19 protein-coding genes are annotated in these 17,886 nt (G+C 72.8%); 7 read left to right on the forward strand and 12 right to left on the reverse strand.

Going from position 1 to position 17,886, the window contains the following annotated elements:
• Window positions 1-51 precede the first annotated feature (51 nt).
• Window positions 52-420: an Rv2175c family DNA-binding protein gene (locus ACRDSK_RS12580; protein WP_431440603.1), complete on the reverse strand. Its 369-nt coding sequence runs from the start codon at window positions 418-420 to the stop codon at window positions 52-54.
• A gap of 136 nt (window positions 421-556) precedes the next feature.
• Between ACRDSK_RS12580 and ACRDSK_RS12585 the strand changes: the two genes are divergently transcribed.
• Both ACRDSK_RS12585 and ACRDSK_RS12590 read left to right on the forward strand, forming a co-directional pair.
• Window positions 557-2,713 carry a PASTA domain-containing protein gene (locus ACRDSK_RS12585; RefSeq protein WP_431440604.1) on the forward strand — a complete coding sequence of 719 codons (2,157 nt, stop codon included), beginning with the start codon at window positions 557-559 and terminating at the stop codon, window positions 2,711-2,713.
• An 88-nt stretch (window positions 2,714-2,801) separates the two neighbouring features.
• Window positions 2,802-4,085 (forward strand): wax ester/triacylglycerol synthase family O-acyltransferase, encoded by a 1,284-nt coding sequence (locus ACRDSK_RS12590; protein ID WP_431440606.1) that lies wholly within the window; start codon window positions 2,802-2,804, stop codon window positions 4,083-4,085.
• A gap of 6 nt (window positions 4,086-4,091) precedes the next feature.
• On the opposite strand, the gene ACRDSK_RS12595 is transcribed toward ACRDSK_RS12590, so the two are convergent.
• The 5 genes from ACRDSK_RS12595 to ACRDSK_RS12615 form a co-directional block, all read right to left on the reverse strand.
• Window positions 4,092-5,480: a class II 3-deoxy-7-phosphoheptulonate synthase gene (locus ACRDSK_RS12595; RefSeq protein ID WP_431440607.1), complete on the reverse strand. Its 1,389-nt coding sequence runs from the start codon at window positions 5,478-5,480 to the stop codon at window positions 4,092-4,094.
• A gap of 492 nt (window positions 5,481-5,972) precedes the next feature.
• Entirely contained in the window at window positions 5,973-7,352 is a 1,380-nt protein-coding gene (locus ACRDSK_RS12600) for an amidase family protein (protein WP_431440609.1), read from the reverse strand.
• 35 nt (window positions 7,353-7,387) lie between these two features.
• Window positions 7,388-8,413 carry a 6-phosphofructokinase gene (locus ACRDSK_RS12605; protein WP_431440611.1) on the reverse strand — a complete coding sequence of 342 codons (1,026 nt, stop codon included), beginning with the start codon at window positions 8,411-8,413 and terminating at the stop codon, window positions 7,388-7,390.
• A 91-nt stretch (window positions 8,414-8,504) separates the two neighbouring features.
• Complete coding sequence (locus ACRDSK_RS12610; protein WP_431440613.1) at window positions 8,505-9,008, reverse strand: polyadenylate-specific 3'-exoribonuclease AS; 504 nt, start codon at window positions 9,006-9,008, stop codon at window positions 8,505-8,507.
• Between the two features lie 20 nt (window positions 9,009-9,028).
• On the reverse strand, window positions 9,029-9,796 hold the full coding sequence (locus ACRDSK_RS12615) for a lysophospholipid acyltransferase family protein (RefSeq protein ID WP_431440633.1): 768 nt from the start codon (window positions 9,794-9,796) through the stop codon (window positions 9,029-9,031).
• 252 nt (window positions 9,797-10,048) lie between these two features.
• Between ACRDSK_RS12615 and ACRDSK_RS12620 the strand changes: the two genes are divergently transcribed.
• Entirely contained in the window at window positions 10,049-10,552 is a 504-nt protein-coding gene (locus ACRDSK_RS12620) for a hypothetical protein (protein ID WP_431440615.1), read from the forward strand.
• A gap of 31 nt (window positions 10,553-10,583) precedes the next feature.
• Here ACRDSK_RS12620 and ACRDSK_RS12625 read toward each other — a convergent pair whose 3' ends face one another.
• The 6 genes from ACRDSK_RS12625 to ACRDSK_RS12650 form a co-directional block, all read right to left on the reverse strand.
• Window positions 10,584-11,510: an ROK family protein gene (locus ACRDSK_RS12625; RefSeq protein ID WP_431440634.1), complete on the reverse strand. Its 927-nt coding sequence runs from the start codon at window positions 11,508-11,510 to the stop codon at window positions 10,584-10,586.
• Between the two features lie 20 nt (window positions 11,511-11,530).
• The gene (locus tag ACRDSK_RS12630) at window positions 11,531-11,884 is read right to left on the reverse strand and encodes a hypothetical protein (protein ID WP_431440617.1); all 354 of its coding nucleotides are present in this window, start codon (window positions 11,882-11,884) and stop codon (window positions 11,531-11,533) included.
• The gene (locus ACRDSK_RS12635; RefSeq protein ID WP_431440618.1) at window positions 11,881-13,023 is read right to left on the reverse strand and encodes an ArsA family ATPase; all 1,143 of its coding nucleotides are present in this window, start codon (window positions 13,021-13,023) and stop codon (window positions 11,881-11,883) included. Before ACRDSK_RS12635 ends, ACRDSK_RS12630 begins: the two co-directional genes overlap by 4 nt.
• 11 nt (window positions 13,024-13,034) lie before the next feature.
• Window positions 13,035-13,472: an SRPBCC family protein gene (locus ACRDSK_RS12640; RefSeq protein WP_431440620.1), complete on the reverse strand. Its 438-nt coding sequence runs from the start codon at window positions 13,470-13,472 to the stop codon at window positions 13,035-13,037.
• 27 nt (window positions 13,473-13,499) lie between these two features.
• Window positions 13,500-14,288 carry a metallophosphoesterase family protein gene (locus ACRDSK_RS12645; RefSeq protein ID WP_431440622.1) on the reverse strand — a complete coding sequence of 263 codons (789 nt, stop codon included), beginning with the start codon at window positions 14,286-14,288 and terminating at the stop codon, window positions 13,500-13,502.
• 156 nt (window positions 14,289-14,444) lie between these two features.
• Window positions 14,445-14,828, reverse strand: a complete 384-nt coding sequence (locus tag ACRDSK_RS12650) for a polyketide cyclase / dehydrase and lipid transport (RefSeq protein ID WP_431440624.1) — start codon at window positions 14,826-14,828, stop codon at window positions 14,445-14,447.
• A 40-nt stretch (window positions 14,829-14,868) separates the two neighbouring features.
• Here ACRDSK_RS12650 and ACRDSK_RS12655 point away from each other — a divergent pair, with 40 nt between their 5' ends.
• The 4 genes from ACRDSK_RS12655 to ACRDSK_RS12670 form a co-directional block, all read left to right on the forward strand.
• A complete protein-coding gene (locus ACRDSK_RS12655) occupies window positions 14,869-16,005 on the forward strand; it encodes an AMP-binding protein (RefSeq protein WP_431440625.1) in 1,137 nt (378 codons plus the stop codon).
• A 100-nt stretch (window positions 16,006-16,105) separates the two neighbouring features.
• The gene (locus tag ACRDSK_RS12660; RefSeq protein ID WP_431440627.1) at window positions 16,106-17,149 is read left to right on the forward strand and encodes a CHAP domain-containing protein; all 1,044 of its coding nucleotides are present in this window, start codon (window positions 16,106-16,108) and stop codon (window positions 17,147-17,149) included.
• Window positions 17,146-17,451: a hypothetical protein gene (locus tag ACRDSK_RS12665; protein WP_431440629.1), complete on the forward strand. Its 306-nt coding sequence runs from the start codon at window positions 17,146-17,148 to the stop codon at window positions 17,449-17,451. Before ACRDSK_RS12660 ends, ACRDSK_RS12665 begins: the two co-directional genes overlap by 4 nt.
• Before the next feature lie 73 nt (window positions 17,452-17,524).
• Window positions 17,525-17,886: hypothetical protein (locus ACRDSK_RS12670; RefSeq protein ID WP_431440631.1), on the forward strand; the 362-nt coding region annotated here is incomplete at its 3' end.

A 17,886-nucleotide genomic window follows, 5' to 3' on the forward strand; every position in this document is an offset into this window, starting at 1 on the left:
ACGCCGGTACGCGGCGCGTCGCCGCCGCGCCGTATCCGGCCGACCCGGCCCTCAGAGCGCGAGGGCCTGAGCCCGGCGCTTGACCTCGCGAGCGCCCGTGGCGCGCAGCGCGTCGACGGGGCGGCCGGGAAGGGACTCGTCGGCGGTGAACAGCCAGCGGACCATCTCGTCCGGCGTGAAGCCGGCGTCCGCGAGGACCGTGATGGTGCCGGGGAGTCCCTTGACGATCGCGCCGTCGTCGGAGAGGAATTCGGCGGGCACGCACAGCACCCCGTCGCGGCGGACCGCGACCAGCTGACCGTCCCGCAACGCCTGCCGCACCTTCGTCACCGGGAGTCCGAGTCGCTGGGCCACATCGGGCAGGGCCAGCACCTCGACTTCGGGATCGAGCACGTCGTTGGCGGAGGGTGTCGCACTCACATGTGTCACGATGCCATACCGGAGACGGCCGCGCCGGCACGATTTTCGGCCATCCGTGCCCGTTCGAACGTACGGCTGGGACACGGAATCGACGGCTTCACCACGCGCCGGCGACGGGCCTCGTACCATCACGGTCGTGGACGAAAGGGGAGCCCGACTGATCGGTGCGCTGCTCGAGCGGCGGTACCGCATCGACGCGCTGCTCGCGCGCGGCGGTATGTCGTCGGTCTACCGCGGGCTGGACACCCGTCTCGACCGCAGAGTCGCGATCAAGGTCATGGACGCGCGGTTCGCCGACGACCGCGCCTTCGTGGACCGCTTCGAGCGCGAGGCACGCTCGGCCGCGAAGATCCATCACCCGAACGTCGTCGCCGTGCACGACCAGGGCGTCGACACGAGTCCCGAGGGCTCGCTGGTCTACCTGGTGATGGAGCTGGTCGACGGCGGCACGCTGCGCGACCTCATCACCGAGCGCGGCTCGCTGGACGTCCCGCTCGCCTTGTCGATCATGGATCCGGTGCTGAGCGCGCTCGCCGCGGCCCACCGGGCCGGCCTGGTGCACCGGGACGTGAAGCCGGAGAACGTGCTGATCGGGCACGGCGGTGAGCGCGGCACCGCGGTCAAGGTCGGCGACTTCGGCCTGGTCCGCGCGATGTCCAGCGCCGGCACGACGAGCTCGAGCGTCATCCTCGGCACGGTCGCCTACCTGTCCCCGGAGCAGGTGACCACCGGTGCCGCCACCGCCCGCGGCGACGTCTACTCGGCCGGCGTCATGCTGTACGAGGCGCTCACCGGCGCGACCCCCTACACCGGCGACACCCCGATCTCGATCGCCTACCGGCACGTGAACGACGACATGCCGGCGCCGAGCCTGCGGGTCGCGGGGCTGCCGCCCGCGTTGGACGAGCTGGTCGTGCGGGCCACCCGGCGCGACCCGGCCACCCGCCCGGCGGACGGGGCCGCGTTCCACACCGAGCTGACGAACCTGCGGGCCTCGCTGGGCCTGCCGCAGCTGCCGGTCCCGGTCCCGGAGCCGACGCTGCAGGACCGCACGGTGCCGGTGTCCCCGATCAAGCAGCCCAACCCGGCCCTGCCGGCCGCCGACGCCGACCCGGAGGCGACCTCGACCAACCTGGACCCCGTCTCGGTCGGTCAGCCGGCCTCGGTCGGGAACGCGACGGTGCTGCGCCCCGCGCCAGCCGGCTTCCAGGCCATGGGCCCGCAGGGCACCCGGGCGATGCTGCGCACCGACCTGGACCAGGGCCCCCCACAGTCGAACCCGTACGGCATGCGGCGTCCCGACCTCGGCCCGCCCAGCGGCGGCACGCCGATGGGCCCGCCGAGCGCGGGCATGGCGGTGCCGCCCATGCCGCCCCCGCCCCAGCGGCCGCGCAACCCGACCGCGCCGCGGCGGCGCGGCGGCAACATCGTGCTGTGGAGCCTCGCCGGGGTACTCACGATCGCGCTGGTCGCGACCGCGACGTGGTGGTTCGCCTCCGGCCGGTACGCCACGGTGCCCAGCGTGGCCGGCCAGGACCGCGCGAGCGCCGAGCAGAAGCTCACCGACGCCGACCTGCGGGTGACGTACAAGAACGAGCGCAGCGACGACGTCGAGTCCGGCCAGGTGATCCGGACCGAGCCGGACCAGGGTGCGGAAATGTTACGCGGCGACACGGTCACCGTCATCCTCTCCGACGGCCCGCCGACCGTGCCCGACGTCGAGCCCGGCGCCACCGTCGACGACGCCGAGCGACAGATCAAGGAGGCGGGCCTGCAACCCGGGCTCGACGACGGCAAGAAGGAGTTCGCCGACGGCATCCCCGAGGGCCGGGTCGTCCGGCTCGAGCCCCAGGGCGGCACTCAGCTCAAGCTCGGCGAGCGGGTGGAGATCATCGTCAGCAAGGGCTCCGAGCCCAAGCCGCTGCCCGACTTCCGCGGACAGACCAAGGAAGAGGTGTTCGCGCAGCTCCAGGAGGTCGGCCTGCAGCCGGTCGACGCGGCGCAACAGGACTTCGACAAGGACATCGACGCCGGCAAGGTGACCCGGACCGACCCGGTCGCGGGCACCGTGCTCGAGCCCGGCACACAGGTCACCGTGGTCACCTCGAACGCGATCCTGATCCCGGACCTCTCCAACCGGGCCGTGCCGGAGGCGCAGGCGATCCTGGCGCAGCTGGGCCTACAGGTTCAGGTGCAGCAGCTGGGCGGCGCCGGGAGGGTGATCGGGCAGAACCCCGGCGCCAACACCCGGGTACCTCCCGGCAGTGGTGTCGTCATCTTCACAATTCCCTGACCAGCCCTGACGAGTGAAAATCGGCGGCGACGCGCGGGCTTAACGCGCTGACCATGCGAAGGACACGCGTCGCTGGTGAGGTGGACCCATGCCACGACTCAGCGGATTGGACGTCGCGTTCCTGTGCCTGGAGACGCGCACCCGGCCGATGCACATGGGCGCGATCGGCGTGTTCCGGCCCGCCGGGCCCGTCGACCTCGACTCTCTCGTGGAGTTGCTCGCGGCGCGCGCGGCGCGGACGCCGGTGCTGCGGCAGCGCGCGCACGCGGTCTGGTTCCCGCCGGGCGGTGCGGAGTGGCGGGAGGACGAGCGGTTCGACGCCCGTTCGCATGTGCGCGGCTACCGGGTGGCGGACCGGCGGACGTTCGAGGCGTACGCGTCGGGCTGGATGGCCACGCCGCTCGACCTGAGCCGGCCGCCGTGGGACGTGCACGTGGTCACCGGGCTGCCGGGCGATGAGTTCGCCGTGCTGCTGAAGCTGCACCACTCGCTCGCGGACGGCGCGGGCGCGGTCGAGGTGGCCGGCTCGCTCTTCGACCACCTGCCGCCGGCCGGCGCACCCCGGACCACGGCCGCGTCGACCCCGAACCCGGGCGAGCTGTTGGCGCAGGGCCGCGAGCTGGTGTCGCGGGCGGGCACCGTGCTGCGCGCGGCCCGCCGGCCGCCCGCGCCCTCGCTGGTCACGGCCAACTCCGCGAGCCGGCGGCTGGCCTTCGTCCGGCTGGACCTCGACGACGTGCGGCACATCCGCGAGCAGCACGGCGGCACGACCAACGACGTGGCGCTCACGGTGGTCGCCGGCGGGCTGCGGTCCTGGCTGTCGCAGAGCGACCGGCCGGTGGACGGGGTGACGCTGCGCGCGCTGATCCCGGTCAACACGCGCGCCCGCGGCGGTTCCGACGGCAGCAAGGGAGGCGGCAACCGGCTGTCTGGCTACCTGTGCGACCTGCCGGTCGGGCTGGCCGACCCGCTGGCCCGGCTGCGCTTCGTGCGCGCCGCGATGGACCGGAACAAGGCCGCCGGCCCGGCCGAGGGGCCGGGCACGGTGCCACTGCTCGCGAACCTGATCCCGCCCGCGGTGCACCGGGTGTGTACGCCGGCCGCCGGCGCGGCGGCGCCGCTGCTGTTCGACACGGTGGTGACGAACGTGCCGCTGCCGCCGGTCCCGCTGGCGCTGGCCGGCGCGCGGCTGCGCGAGGTCTACCCGTTCGCGCCGCTGGCCGCGGGGCACGGCCTCGGCGTGGCGATCTCGACGTACCGCGACAGTGTCCACATCGGACTGCAAGCGGACCGGGACGCGGTGCCGGACGTGGACGTCCTCGCCGAGTGCGTCACCAAGGCGGCGGCCACGCTGCACGAGCGCTGCGCCTGAGGTTCCTTACGAGCGCAGCATCTCCGCCACGAGGAAGGCCAGCTCCAGGCTCTGCTGGGTGTTGAGCCGCGGGTCGCACGCGGTCTCGTAGCGGCCGTGCAGGTCCGTGTCGGAGATCGCCTGCGCGCCGCCGAGACACTCGGTGACGTCCTCGCCGGTGAGCTCGACGTGGATGCCGCCGGGGTGGGTGCCCAGGTGGCGGTGCACCTCGAAGAAGCCCTGCACCTCGTCCACGATGCGGTCGAAGTGGCGGGTCTTGTAGCCGGTCGAGGACTCGACGGTGTTGCCGTGCATCGGATCGCACTGCCAGATGACCTGGTGCCCGGACGCGGTGACCTTCTCCACGATCGTGGGCAGCACGTCGCGCACCTTGCTGTTGCCCATCCGGCTGATCAGCGTGAGCCGGCCCGGCGTGTTGTGCGGGTCGAGCCGCTCGACGTACTCCACGGCCATCTCCGGCGTGGTGGTCGGGCCGATCTTGACGCCGATCGGGTTGGCCAGCAGCTCCGCGAGCGCGATGTGCGCGCCGTCGAGCTGGCGGGTGCGCTCCCCCACCCACACGAAGTGCGAGGACAGGTCGTAGAGCTTCGGCTCCGGGCCGGTGGTGTCCAGGCGCAGCATGGCGCGCTCGTAATCCAGCAGCAGCGCCTCGTGGCTGGCGAAGATCTCGGTGGTGTGCAGCGAGGTGTCCTCGACGCCACAGGCCGCCATGAACCGCAGGCCGCGGTCGATCTCGGTGGCCAGGCTCTCGTACCGCTCGCCGGCGGCCGAGCTGGACACGAAGTTCTTGTTCCACATGTGGACCTTGGTGAGGTCCGCCTCGCCGGCCGCGGTGAGCGCGCGCACGAGGTTCATCGCGGCGCCGGCGTTGGCGTAGGCGCGGATCATGCGACCCGGGTCCGGCACCCGCGCCTCGGGCGTGGCGACGAGGGAGTTGACGATGTCGCCGCGGTAGACGGGCAGGCCGAGCGCGTCGGTGGAGTTCGACCGGGGCTTGGCGTACTGGCCGGCGATCCGGCCGACCTTGACCACGGGCAGGCTGGCGCCGTAGGTGAGCACGACGGCCATCTGCAGCAGCGTGCGGATGTTGCCGCGGATGTGGGGCTCGGTGTTGTCGGCGAAGGTCTCGGCGCAGTCGCCGCCCTGGAGCATGAAGGCCTCGCCGCGGGCGACCTCGGCGAGCTTGGTGCGCAGCCGGTCGACCTCGGACGGCACGGTGACCGGAGGCACGCTCTCCAGGACCGTGCGGACCTGCCGGACCGCCTCGGCGTCGGGCCAGTCGGGCTGCTGCGCCGCGCGGCGGGAGAGGGCGTCGTCGAGGCGGGCTCGCAGCTCGGGCGGGAGTGGCGGCAACTCGGGAAGGGTGTCCACCGGAACGTCCACAGTCCAGTTCACGGCACTAGCGTATCCGCCCCGGTCGCGGCCCTTTCGCCGACAGCGCTGTGGCTTGCGGGACAATCGGCGAGCGGTTGGGTGGGCCTGATCCGCGGCGGTCCGCCGAGGCTCGGCAGCGGATGAGTACCGGGCGCCTGAGCCGGTTTGGTTGGCCTCCGGCCCCCGGGTTCCATCCTTCCAGGAGGCACCGACGGTTCCGCACGACGAAGATCATCCGGCGGCGAGTCGTCCACAAGTTCCGGCCATCCACAGGCTCGCTGCGCGGCCGGCCGGAACCGTCGGTCCCCTGCCGTAGCGTTGAACCCGGGGGCCGGAGGCCAAGCCCGCGCGCCAAGCCGGAGCCCCGGAGGCCGGCTCGCTCGACCAGAGGCCAAGCCCGCGCGACGCCGGAGCCCGAGTCTCGAAGGCCAACCTCGGAGACCAAGCCCGCGCAACGCCGAAGTCCAGGCCGCGGGGTCGAGCGCGGGGCCCCAGCCGCGGAAGCCCGGCCCGCTACACCGGAGGCCGCTCACCCGTCCACGGGTGCGCCCGCTCCAGCTGACCGGCTAGCGACAGCAGCCGGTGTTCGCCGAACGACGGGCCCACCAGCTGGACGCCCATGGGCAGGCCCTCCGAGTCCCGGCCCGCGGGCACGGCCGCGACCGGGTAGCCGACCACGTTCCACGTCGGGAAGTACGGGATGCCGAGCGACACCCCGGCCAGCGTCGCGGACGCGCCACTGCCGTGGTACCGGCCGATCTTCGGCTGCCGGCCGGTCCAGCCCGGCTGCAGGATGACGTCGTGGTCGGCGAAGAAGCCGCGCAGCCGACTGTCCAAACCGGACTCCGCAGCCCGCGCCCTGGCCAGCACGCGGTCCGGGATCCGCCGGCCCATGGCCGCGATCCGGCGCGTGCGGGGCTCCAGCCACTCCGGGTGCGGCAGGGCGGCGACATCGTCCGCGACGCCGCGCAGGTACCGCACGAAGAACTGCGGCGACGGGCGCGGACCCAGCGGCGGGTCGGCCTCGACGACCTCGTGGCCGAGCGCGCGCAGCCGATCCGCCATCTCCCGCACGGCCTGCTTGCGCTGCGCCTCGATCGGCGGCTTGCCGAGCGGCGTGTACCACGACAGCGCGATCCTCAGCCGCCCCGGATCCGCGTCGACCGAGTCGCGGTACAGGCCGCCGGGGTGGTCCTCCTCGGCGAGTACGTCGAGCATCGACGCCGCGTCGGCGACCCGGCGGCCGAGCGGACCGATGCCGGCCAGCCCGTGCCAGTGCTCCTCCGGGCCCATGTCGATCAGCCCGCGGGTGGTCTTCAGCCCGAAGATCCCGCAGAAGCTCGCCGGGATGCGCACCGACCCGCCACCGTCGGAACCCGTTGCGGCGCCGACGACTCCGGCCGCGACCGCCGCCGCCGACCCGCCCGAAGAGCCGCCGGGCGTGTGGTCGAGGTGCCACGGGTTGCGCGTCGCGCCGTAGGTGAGCGTCTCGGTGAACGGCCACAGGCAGCGGTCCGGCGTGTGCGTGTGCCCGACGAGCACCGCACCGGCCGCGCGCAGCCGCGCCACCGCCGGACCGTCCTCCTCGACCGGGTCGAACTGCGCGCGCCCGCCCAGACCGGTCGTGTCGCCGGCGACGTCGAGGTCGTCCTTCACCGCGAGCGGCACCCCGAGCAGCGGGGTGCGCTCCCCGGCATCGAGCCGCTGCTGCGCCCGCGCCGCCTGCTCGCGAGCGGCGTCGGCGTAGACCTTGCGGAACAGGTTCAGCCGGGGGTTGACCGCCGCCAGCCGGCGCAGCACCGCCTCGAGCAGGTCCGGCGCGCTGACCGCACCGTCCCGCAACGCCTGCGCCTGCGCGTCCGCGCCCGCCCACAACAGCTCGTCGAGGTCCATGGGGCAACACTAGGCCCTGAATCCCGGGAGGCGGACTAGCCGAAGAAGACCTCGGCCTCGGCGTAGCGCTCGGCGGGCACCGTCTTCAGCTCGGCCGTCGCCTCGGCCAGCTTCACCCGGACGATGTCGGTGCCGCGCAGGGCGACCATCACGCCGAAGTCGCCGTCGCGCACCGCGTCGACGGCGTGCAGGCCGAACCGCGTCGCGAGCACCCGGTCGTAGGCCGTGGGCGTGCCACCGCGCTGGGTGTGGCCGAGCACGACCGCGCGCGACTCCTTGCCGGTCCGCTGCGCGATCTCCTCGGCGAGCCAGGTGCCGACGCCGCCGAGCCGGACGTGCCCGAACGAGTCCCTCTCCCCGCTCTGCAGCACCTCGCCGCCGCCCTCGGGCAGCGCGCCCTCGGCGACCACGATGATCGGCGCGTACTGCCGCTCGAAGCGCCGGGTCACCCACTCGACGACCTTGTCCACGCTGAACGGCCGCTCCGGCACCAGGATGACGTTCGCGCCGCCGGCGAGGCCGGAGTGCAGCGCGATCCACCCCGCGTGGCGGCCCATCACCTCGACGACCAGCGCCCGGTGGTGCGACTCGGCGGTGGTGCGCAGCCGGTCGATCGACTCGGTCGCGATGTGCACCGCGGTGTCGAAGCCGAACGTGTAGTCCGTGGCGCTCAGGTCGTTGTCGATCGTCTTCGGCACGCCGACCACGCCGACGCCGTCGTCGGTGAGCCGCTTGGCGACGCCCAGCGTGTCCTCGCCGCCGATCGCGATCAGCGCGTCGACCGCGTGCTCGGCGAGCACCTTCTTGATCCGCTCGACGCCGCCGTCGACCTTGTACGGGTTGGTCCGCGACGAGCCGAGGATCGTGCCGCCCCGGGTCAGGATGTCCTCGACGGCGTCGAGGCCGATCGGCTTGACCAGGCCCTCCAGCGGGCCCTGCCAGCCGTTGCGGAAACCGACCGTCTCCCAGCCGTGCGCCTCGATCCCCTTGCGTACCACGGCCCTGATGACCGCGTTCAGTCCTGGACAGTCACCGCCACCAGTGAGCAAGCCGACGCGCATGTGCCCGATCCTCCATCCGGCTGCTAGAGCTGTGGTACCGACACGGTCAAGCGTGCCACCTTCTGGATCGGTGCAGCAACCGGTCCCCACGTTAACGGCCGGCGAACCCCCGCCGAACCCACTCGGCCTCGATCACGTGCCACCGGACGAGGTTGTGCCGGGCGTCGGCGAGCGCGTCGTGCGCGTCGCGCGGCGGGGCCGGCAGCGCGGGCTTGCCCACGTCCTCCCAGCGTTGCCGCAGCTCGCGGGTGAACCGCGGCAGCTCGCGCGGCAGGGCCGGCATGTCGCCCCAGAGCTGGGCGAGCGCGACGTGGTCGTAGGCGGCGAACCAGGCCCACAGCTCGACCTGGCCCTTCCCCCGGCCGAAGTACCGCAGCAGCCGTTCGCGCATCTTGGCCCGGTCGCACCACGCGGGGTCGGCCGGCGACGGCAGCTTGGCGAGCACGTTGTCGCGCACCCACTGTCCGGCCCGGTCGGGGTCGAACTCGGTCGACACGGCGTAGAACTCGCGTCCGTCCTCGTCGACGACACCGATCGACACCAGGTCGATGGTGGTCCCGTCCTCGATGAACTCCGTGTCGTAGAAGTACCGCACCGACGCAGCCTAGGCGGAGATCAGCCCGCCTCGGTCTCTGGGATGCGGTCGACGTCCGGGGCCGTGCGGCGCTCCTGGGTGGGCAGCGCGGCCGGCTCGCCGGCCTCCTGCGCGGCGAGCAGTTCCTTCGCCTTCGCCGCGTAGACGTCGACGTACTCCTGGCCGGACAGCTCCATCAGCGCGTACATGATCTCGTCGGTGATCGACCGCTCGACGAAGCGGTCGCCGGCGAGGCCCTCGTAGCGCGAGAAGTCCATCGGCTTGCCGATCTTGATGCGGATCTTGTGCGGGCGCCACATCTTCGAGCCGATCGGGTTGGCCTTGTCCGTGTCGAACATGGCCACCGGGATGACCCGCACGCGGGCCTCGAGCGCCATGCGGGCGAGGCCGGTCTTGCCCTTGTAGAGGCGGCCGTCCGGGGAGCGGGTGCCCTCGGGGTAGATGCCGAGCAGGTGGCCTTCGCTCAGCAGGCGGATGCCGGTGTCGAGCGCGGCCTGCGCGGCGGCGCCGCCGGAGCGGTCGATCGGGATCTGGCCCATGCCGGTGAAGAACCACTTCTTCAGCCGGCCCTTGATGCCGGGCTGGGTGAAGTACTCCAGCTTGGCGGGGAAGGTCACCCGGCGCTTGAGCATCAGCGGCAGGAAGAACGAGTCGGCGACGGCGAGGTGGTTGCTGGCGAGCATGGCGCCGCCTTCGTCCGGAATGTTCTCGGAGCCCTCGACCTTCGGGCGGAAGAACAGACGAAGCAGCGGCCCAAGCAGGACGTGTTTCATCAACCAGTACAGCACTGCTACCCGCGCCTCTCGCTTGCCAGCCCTCACCCGTTCGTCGAGGGTACGAAGGGTGTGCGCCCCGCACAATCCTTCGCCACCCAAATGTCGGAACATGTAACAGTGGACACTGCGCGAGAGACTCCCTTCCCCGCCACGGTACCCAACTAGTAAACAAGCCGGAGTGATCCAGCCATCGCGACGCTCGTTCGTGCGACGATGGCCACATCACCTGCTCGTGTGCCTGACTGCTGTCCCAAGGAGGCCCAGGTGTCGGAACGGCCGGAGGACGTCGACGCCGCGTTCGCGGCCATAGTTGCCGACCTCGAGCGCGAGGGCGTGGGACGTCAGCTGCCCGAGCTCGACGACGCGCACCGGTCGGCGGACGATCTCACGGCCGAGGACACCGGCCCGGTTCTCTCCCCGCCGCCGTCGCCTCCGTCGGCCCCGCCTGGTTCCCCGCCCGGTCCGCCGACGGCGTGGCGGGGTCACGAGCGGGAGTGGGACTGGACCTGGACCGCCGACGACGAGCACTACGTCCCGCCCGAGCCGCCGCCCCTGCCCCGGCTGCGCCCGCTGACGATCGTGGCGCTGGTGCTGATCCTGGCGGCGGTGGTGCTGCTGGTCCTGCCGGGAGTGATCGGCCTGGACGCCCGCATCGGCACGCCGATCGCCCTGGTGGCCCTCCTCTGCGGCGGCGCCATGCTGCTGCTGCGCATCCGCCAGACCCCGAAGTCCCCGGACGGCGGCCGCGACGACGGCGCCCAGATCTAGCAGACCTGAGCCGCTTCGCGAGGAGGTCGGGTCAGGCGTGGTCGGCGGCCAGCACGGCGGCGCCGACCATCGAGGCCTCGTCGCCCAGTTGGGCCGTTCTGATGCGGGCCAGGGGGCGGAAGCCGGCACCGGTGATCGTCTTCTTGTAGTGGTCCCTCGCGTCGTCGAGGAACAGCGGGGCCGACTCCGAGACGCCGCCCGCGATCACCACGACCTCCGGGTCGTATATGTCCGCCACCAGGGACAGGCCCTCGCCCAGCCACATCGCCAGCTCCGCCATCGCGCGCTGCGCCAGGGGGTCGCCGTCCCGGGCGGCGGCCGCCACCTTCCGACCCGTCACCGAACGCTTGTCCACCGCCATCTCACGGCTCAGCACCGTCGACCTGCCGGGGTAGGAGGCCAGTAGCTCCACCGCGGTCGCCGACAACGCCGTCCCGCTGCAGTACCGCTCCCAGCACCCCGACTTCCCGCACGGGCACGGCCGCCCGCCCGGCACCAGCGGCAGGTGACCCAGCTCCGGCGCCACCCCGTGCGCACCGCGAAAGAGCTTCCCGTCCAGCAGCAGCCCGCCGCCGATGCCCGTGCCGATCGCCACCAGCAGCGCCACCCGCGCGCCCCGCGCCGCGCCGAACCGATGCTCCGCCAGGACCGCGGCGTTCGCGTCGTGCTCCAGGACCACCGGCAGGCCCAGCCGCGCCGAGATCCGGTCCGCGACCGCGGCGTTGCGCCACGCCAGGTGCGGCGCGAACATCACCGAGCGCCGGTCGGTGGTGACGAACCCGGCCACCGCGAGGCCGACGCCGGTCACCCGGTGCCGCGTCGCGAGCGTGTCGACCGCCGACACGATCGCCCCCTCCAGCGCCTCCTCGCTCGTCGGCGTCGGGGCGCGGGCGGTGTCGAGCACGGTGCCGTACCGGTCCACCACGCCCGCCCGCACGCTGGTGCCCCCGATGTCCACCCCGATGGTCGTCTTGGCTCTCAAGCTCGCTCCGGATCTCCCTTGCGGCGCACCGGAATCCGCTGCACGCGCGGCCGGTCACCCGGCTCCGGCACGAACCCCGGCATGTGCGGCGCACCCGGATGCCACCGGTCGGCGAGCACGGCGCGCAGCAACGCCACCAGGTCGGCCGCCCGGTCAAGGCTCCGCGCGGCGAGCTCGTTCGGCTCCCCGCGCACGAGCGCCACCACGGCGCATGCCGGACACCGGCACGTCGAACCCTCCGGCGCGGACGCCGACACCCGGTCCAGCCACGGCCCCGCGCGCTCGGCCACGGCATCCAGCAGCAGCCGCAGCTCCTCCACCAGTCGGGTGCCCGGCTCGGGCGTGGTCATTCCTGCCCCTCGAACCGCAGCACCAGGCCCCGGTCGTCGATGTAGGCGTCGGCCACCGTGTACGAGCGCAGCAGCACGGGCAGCGCCACCAGCCGGCGCACTCCGTCGACGGTCACCGCCAGGTCGTCGCCGACGCGGGCCAGGTCCAGCTCGGCCGAGTCGGTCAGCGGCAGCGCGATCGCCAGCTCGTGGCCGCCGCCCTCGAGCGGGTGCAGCTCCAGCAGCGGCCGCGCGTCGCCGGAGTCGGCGAACGGGGCGGCCAGCGGATCGGCGTCGCCGTACAGGTCGGCGGCCAGCTCCAGCAGCGGCCCGACGCCGACGGGCTCGGCGGCGCGGTGCTCCACCTGGTGCACCCGCAGCGGCGTCGAGGCGTCCAGTTCGGACAGCACGGCGTCCTGCTCGGCACGCCGGATGCGCAGCCAGCTCGCCGCCGGACCCCACCGTGACCGCGGCACCAGCCGGTTCGCCACCAGGCTGTCGACCCGGATCCCGCGCAGCGCCAGCGCGGCGAGCGTGCGCCGGGTCTCCGCGACCACCAGCCGCTCCGGTGTCAGCACCAGCCGCACGCTCGTCACGTTCGGGTTGACGAGCAGCCGGCGCAGCTCGCCGAGATGCTTCGCGAGCCGGCCGAGCGCGGCCGCGTTGGCGCGCACGGCCGGCATGAGCAGCCGGTCGACGTAGGTGGCGACCGCCTCCGGCAACGCCAGCAGCCGCAAGGTCTCCGCCGTCGGTCCACAGTCGACGACCACGACCTCCCACGGCCCGTACCGGGCGAGGCGGGCCACCTCGGTGAGCGCGAGCAGCTCGTCCACGCCGGGCAGCACGGTCAGCTCCTCGGCGTCCAGCTCGTCGAGCCCGACGCCGGCGAGCCACGAGCGCAGCTGGCGGCGGATGTCCTGCCAGGACTTGTCCACCAGCTCGCGAGCGTCCACATGGGCCGCGTACAGACAGGTGTCCACTTCGGACGGCTCGTGGGTCAGCGGCCGGCCGAAGACGTCGCCCAGCGAGTGCGCCGGGTCGGCCGAGGCGACCAGGACCTTGCGCCCGCCGACCGCCAAGCGGGCGCCCGTCGCCGCGGCGAGGGTGGTCTTGCCGACCCCGCCCTTGCCGGTGAACAGCAGAACCCGCGCCCCCGCCATGGACTCGTGTCCTACGCGCCTTCGACCCGGCGCTTGAGCTCCTTCAGCGCGATGTCCATGATCATCTTCTCGGCCTTGCGGCGGAACAGGCCGATCATCGGCACCGCCAGCTGGACCGACAGCGTGTAGGTGACCCGGGTCTTGTCGCCCTCCGGGGTCAGCAGGTAGCGGCCGTTCTGCGCGCGCTGCATCTGGCCCTTGACGAGCTTCCAGGTGACCGACAGCCCGTCGGCCGCCCAGTCGTACGCGAGCGTGTAGACGTCCTTGAACGGACCCGCGTCGAGCGTGAACCGCACCTGCTTCGCGTGGCCGTCCGTGCCCTGTTCGAGGACCTCGGTCTGCTTCACCGCATGGGCCCATTCCGGGTACGCCGGGAAGTCCGCGATCACCGGCATGATCCGCTCCGGCGGCGCGTCGACCACGATGGACTGCGTGGACTCATCGGCCATGCGGGGGAGGCTACCCGGTCGACGCCGCTACCAGCGCAGCACGTACGGCCGCTGGGTGCGCTGGAAGTGGCCCACGTTCGCGCATTCGGTGTACGCGAGCCGCATCCGCGACACGAGCGGCTGGTGCACGTGCCCGAACATGGCCCACCGCGGCGAGTTCTCGTTGATCGACTCCAGCAGCGCACGCGAGCCGTGCTCGGCGCGGCGGGACACGACGTCGTAGGTGAGCTCGGGCACGTCCGGCGGGACGTGGCTGCACAACACGTCCACCGCGCCGAGCTCGGCGACGTCGGCCGCCAGCTCCTCCTCCGTGCGCAGGTACGGGTGGAACACCCCGCCGCGGCGGCGGACCGCGCCGGGCGGCAGCAGCGCGCCGCCGACGAAGCCGAAGCGCAGCCCACCGAGCTCGATCGTCTCGCCGTCGAGGATCCGCACGTTCTCGCCGGCGTACTCCGGCCACAGCGCCGGCACGTCGACGTTGCCGGGCGTGGCGTAGGTCGGCACGGTCATCGCGGCGAACAGCCGGGCGTACTGCTCGCGGATGGCCTCCTCGACGACGGCGGCCGGGTCGTCGAGGCTCGTCCACAGCGTCCGCGCGAACGCCGCCACCTCGTTGTGCTGGCTCTCCCGGCGCAGCCGCGCGAACGTCGCCATCGCCTCCGAACCGAACACCGCGCCCATGATCCCGCCGGTGTGGTCGTGGTAGTCGACGAAGTCGATCAGGTCGCCGAGGATCAGCAGCGCGTCGGCGCCGTCGCCGGCCTTGGCGAGCGCCTCGGCGTTGCCGTGCACGTCTGAGACCACGTGAACCCGCACCAGTCCGCCTCCCCGCGATTCAAAGTGTTGGTCGCGTCCCGGCGAGAAGTGCCGCTTGACCACGTACTTGTGGCTGAGTTGCGTCACGGTGCCCCTGAGGTTCCGCTGATGCACGGGGCCGGTCGACTCGTCCGCGATTATCCACCAGAAACGACCCTAATTGGCCGGCGGGACTCCGGGGCGGCGGCCGGCCTCGAGCACGGTCTTCAGGTCGAGCGCCACGGCCTTCGCGGCCAGCTGGCGGCGGGTCTTCTCCCGCTGCAGCCGGGTCGGGCGCAGGACCGCGCCCGGCGGCGGGTCCGCACGCAGGAAGTAGTGCAGCACGGTCCCGTCGAGCACCGGCTCCAGCCAGACCTCCATCGTGCCGACCAGGGCGCCCCGCACGGTCCAGCGCAACCCCTCGTCGCCGCGGTCCGCGTAGACCTCCAGACGCAGGTCGGGCCAGAACCGACGCCACGACCCGGGATCGGCGAATGCCTTGGCCACCGATCCCGGCGGCACCGCGAGGAACGTCTCGTCGATCACATCCACCGCTGGCACCCGTGCAGCATGTCATGCGCCGTTCGGCTAGTTTTCCCCTGTGACCGCATCGGAGAACCTGACCGACATGGTCTGGGCGAACGCCGAGCGGTTCGGCAGCTCGATCGGGGTCCGCCGTCGCGCCGACGGCTCCTGGCTCGACGTCACCACCCGCGAGTTCGCGGGCCAGGTGCTCGACGTCGCCAAGGGGCTGATCGCGGCCGGCCTGCGGCCGGGCGACCGGATCGCCCTGTACGCGTCCAACCGCTACGAGTGGACGCTGTTCGACTTCGCCGCCTGGACCGCCGGCTGCCAGACCGTGCCGATCGACGCCCACGCGCCGATCGAGCTCGTCGAGTGGATCCTGTCCGACTCCGGGGCGTGCGCGGTCGTGCTCGAGTCCCGCACGCAGCGGGAGACCCTGCGCCGCATCGTCGACCGGCTGCCCGAGCTGGGCTGGGTGTGGCAGCTCGACGACGGCGTCGAGGGCGAGCTGGACGACGACTTGGACGCCGACATCGTGCCGGCGATCGCCGAGCTCACCGACCTGGGCCGAGATGTCGACGACGCGCGGGCGCACGAGCGCCGGCTGGCGATCCTCCCCGACGCGGTCGCCACGCTCGTCTACCCGTCCGACGACCGGCTTCCCAAGCCGGCCGAGCTGACCCACGGCGAGGTCCTGGCCGAGGTGCGCGCGGCCATCGCCGCGTACTCCCCGCTCGTGCGGCGGGGCAACTCGCTGCTGGTGCTGCTGCCGCTGGCCGACCTGGGCGCCCGGCTGCTCTCGATCGCCTGCGTCTACACGAGGACGACGCTCGGCCACGTCGGCGACACCGAGAACCTGACCACCGACGTGGGCATGTTCCGACCGCGCACGATCGTGGCGAGCACCGGCCTGCTCCGCGAGCTGCACGCGGCCGCCAGGGACAAGGCGGCCGCCGAGGGCCGCTCGACCGTGTTCGACGCCGCCGAGGGAGTCGCCGTCCGCTACGGCGCCCGGTCGCGGCCATCGCTCGCGCTGCGCCTGCAGCACGCGGTGGCCGACACCGTCGTGTACCCCAAGCTGCGCGCGATCTTCGGTGGCCGCTGCGTCGCGGCGGTCGTGTCCGGCGAGCCGCTCGACGCGGACCTGGACGGCTTCTACCGCGGCATCGGGATCGCCGTGCTCCCCACCCCGGGCGAGGACCTGACGGCCTGATCGTGCACCGGATGTGCCCATCCGTGCAGCTCTGCTTTCCCCAGGCAACCCGCCGGGCCGACAGTGACGGTGTCGCCCACACGGGGAGAGGACGAGGGCCGTGGAGAGTCGGGTCATCGCGCGGAAGGCAGCCGAGCAGCTGATCGCGCACCGCAACAAGCTGGCCGGCAAGGCCGAGGACGCGTACCTGGCGCACGCCGCGCTGGACACCGCCGCGAAGACCGTCGAGCGCCACCACGACGACCACCGGTCTGGCGCGGCGACCGCCACCAGCCACTGGGAGGGCCCCAACGCCGCCGGCTTCGACCGCCGCGCGCGCCGGATGACGAAGGCGCTGGGCACCACGGCGTCGGCGGCCACGAAGGCGGCCGAGATCGTGGCCACGACGGCCTCGACGCTGGACACCAACCACAAGGCGGTGGCCAAGCTCGTCGACGAGTACACGAACCGGGCGACCCAGCTGCTCGACGCCGCCCGCGGGGTGACCGGCGCCGGCTCGCAGGGCGCGCTGACACGGGCCGTCGGCCAGGTCGTCGACCTCGCCCGCGACTACACCAACGAGTCCACCAAGCATCTGCGCACGGTGGCCGGCCAGATGAAGGACGCGGCGCGGGCGCTGGGCAAGCTGGAGCGGACCGTCGAGCACGACGGCTTCGCCGACCCCACCCGCCGCAAGCGCCCGAACACCCCGTCGAAGGGGAGGTCCGACCCGCCGAAGACGAAGTCGGGCACCGCGAACAAGGTCAAGAAGATCGCGCGGAGCCAACTCGGCTACCACGAGGGCCCGGGCAACCAGAACAAGTACGGCCCGGCCGCCCCATGGTGTGCGTCCTTCACCACCTGGGTGTGGCGCAAGTCCGGAGTGGACATTCCGATCCTGCCGTTCACCGGCGACGTCTACCGCTGGGGCCAGGAGCACGGCACCGCGTACGGCAAGAACAACCTCGACTCGGCCCGGCCCGGTGACGTGCTGCTGTTCGGCTCCGGGCCGAGCAGCCCGTCGACTAGCACGCACATCGGGATCGTGGAGAGCGTCAACGGCGACAAGGTGACGCTGATCGAGGGCAACTCGTCCGACAAGGTGCAGCGGGTGACCCACACGCTGTCCAGCTCGACGTTCTATGGAGGGGTGCATCCGCGATGACCGAGATCACCGGCATGAGCGAGTCCGGCGGTATCCGGGTGGAGGTCTACCCGGGCGGGGCGCTGTCCTCGCTGTCGCTGGACCGGCGGGCGATGGCGCTGGGCTCGCGTGGGCTCTCCGCCGCGATCCTGGCGACTCTGACCGAGGCCACCGCGGTCGCCAACCAGCGGACGAAGGCGGCCCTGCGGGAGGCGCTGGACGGCCTCGGCGAGGCCGACCTGTCGCTGCTGGGTCTCAACCAGGACGTCGCGCTGACCGAGCGCGCCGAGTCGACCACGCCGGACTCCTGGAGGGCGTCGTGAGCGGAGCTTGCGGAGCGAACCAAAAGACACAGGGCGACCGCGAGCGGCGCCACCGAGCCTGCGAGGGGGCGTCGTGAGTTTCGACACGTACACAGTGGACGAGCTCCTCGAGGCCAACGCAGCGATGAACGAGCGGGCGGACGGCCTGTTCGACCGGCTGGGCCGGATCTCCGCGTCCGCGGCCGACCGCGGCGTCGAGGTGCGGGTGAACCTGGAGGGACGGCTGGGCGCGCTGGACCTGTCCGTCGAGGCTATGAGCATGGAGCCGGCCGAGCTGGCGGCGACGATCTTCCGGCTGACCCAGGAGGCGTCGGCGGCGGCCCTGTCCGAGGGGCTCGCGGCGCTGGAGCCGGTGGCCGGCGAGGAGGTGACCGCGGAGATTTCGGAAGTCATCGCCGCGCGTCCGCGGCCGCGCCCGCCGGCACCGGCCGCGGT

This window comes from Actinophytocola sp., assembly GCF_050699915.1.
GTDB lineage: Bacteria > Actinomycetota > Actinomycetes > Mycobacteriales > Pseudonocardiaceae > Actinophytocola.

Coding starts and splice junctions, on each gene's coding strand:
- ACRDSK_RS12600 (WP_431440609.1), bottom strand. CDS start 7,352: ATGGACCTCGACGAGCTGTTGTGGGCGGGCGCGGACGCGCAGGCGCAG.
- ACRDSK_RS12630 (WP_431440617.1), bottom strand. CDS start 11,884: ATGACCACGCCCGAGCCGGGCACCCGACTGGTGGAGGAGCTGCGGCTG.
- ACRDSK_RS12605 (WP_431440611.1), bottom strand. CDS start 8,413: ATGCGCGTCGGCTTGCTCACTGGTGGCGGTGACTGTCCAGGACTGAAC.
- ACRDSK_RS12635 (WP_431440618.1), bottom strand. CDS start 13,023: ATGGCGGGGGCGCGGGTTCTGCTGTTCACCGGCAAGGGCGGGGTCGGC.
- ACRDSK_RS12665 (WP_431440629.1), top strand. CDS start 17,146: ATGACCGAGATCACCGGCATGAGCGAGTCCGGCGGTATCCGGGTGGAG.
- ACRDSK_RS12640 (WP_431440620.1), bottom strand. CDS start 13,472: ATGGCCGATGAGTCCACGCAGTCCATCGTGGTCGACGCGCCGCCGGAG.
- ACRDSK_RS12590 (WP_431440606.1), top strand. CDS start 2,802: ATGCCACGACTCAGCGGATTGGACGTCGCGTTCCTGTGCCTGGAGACG.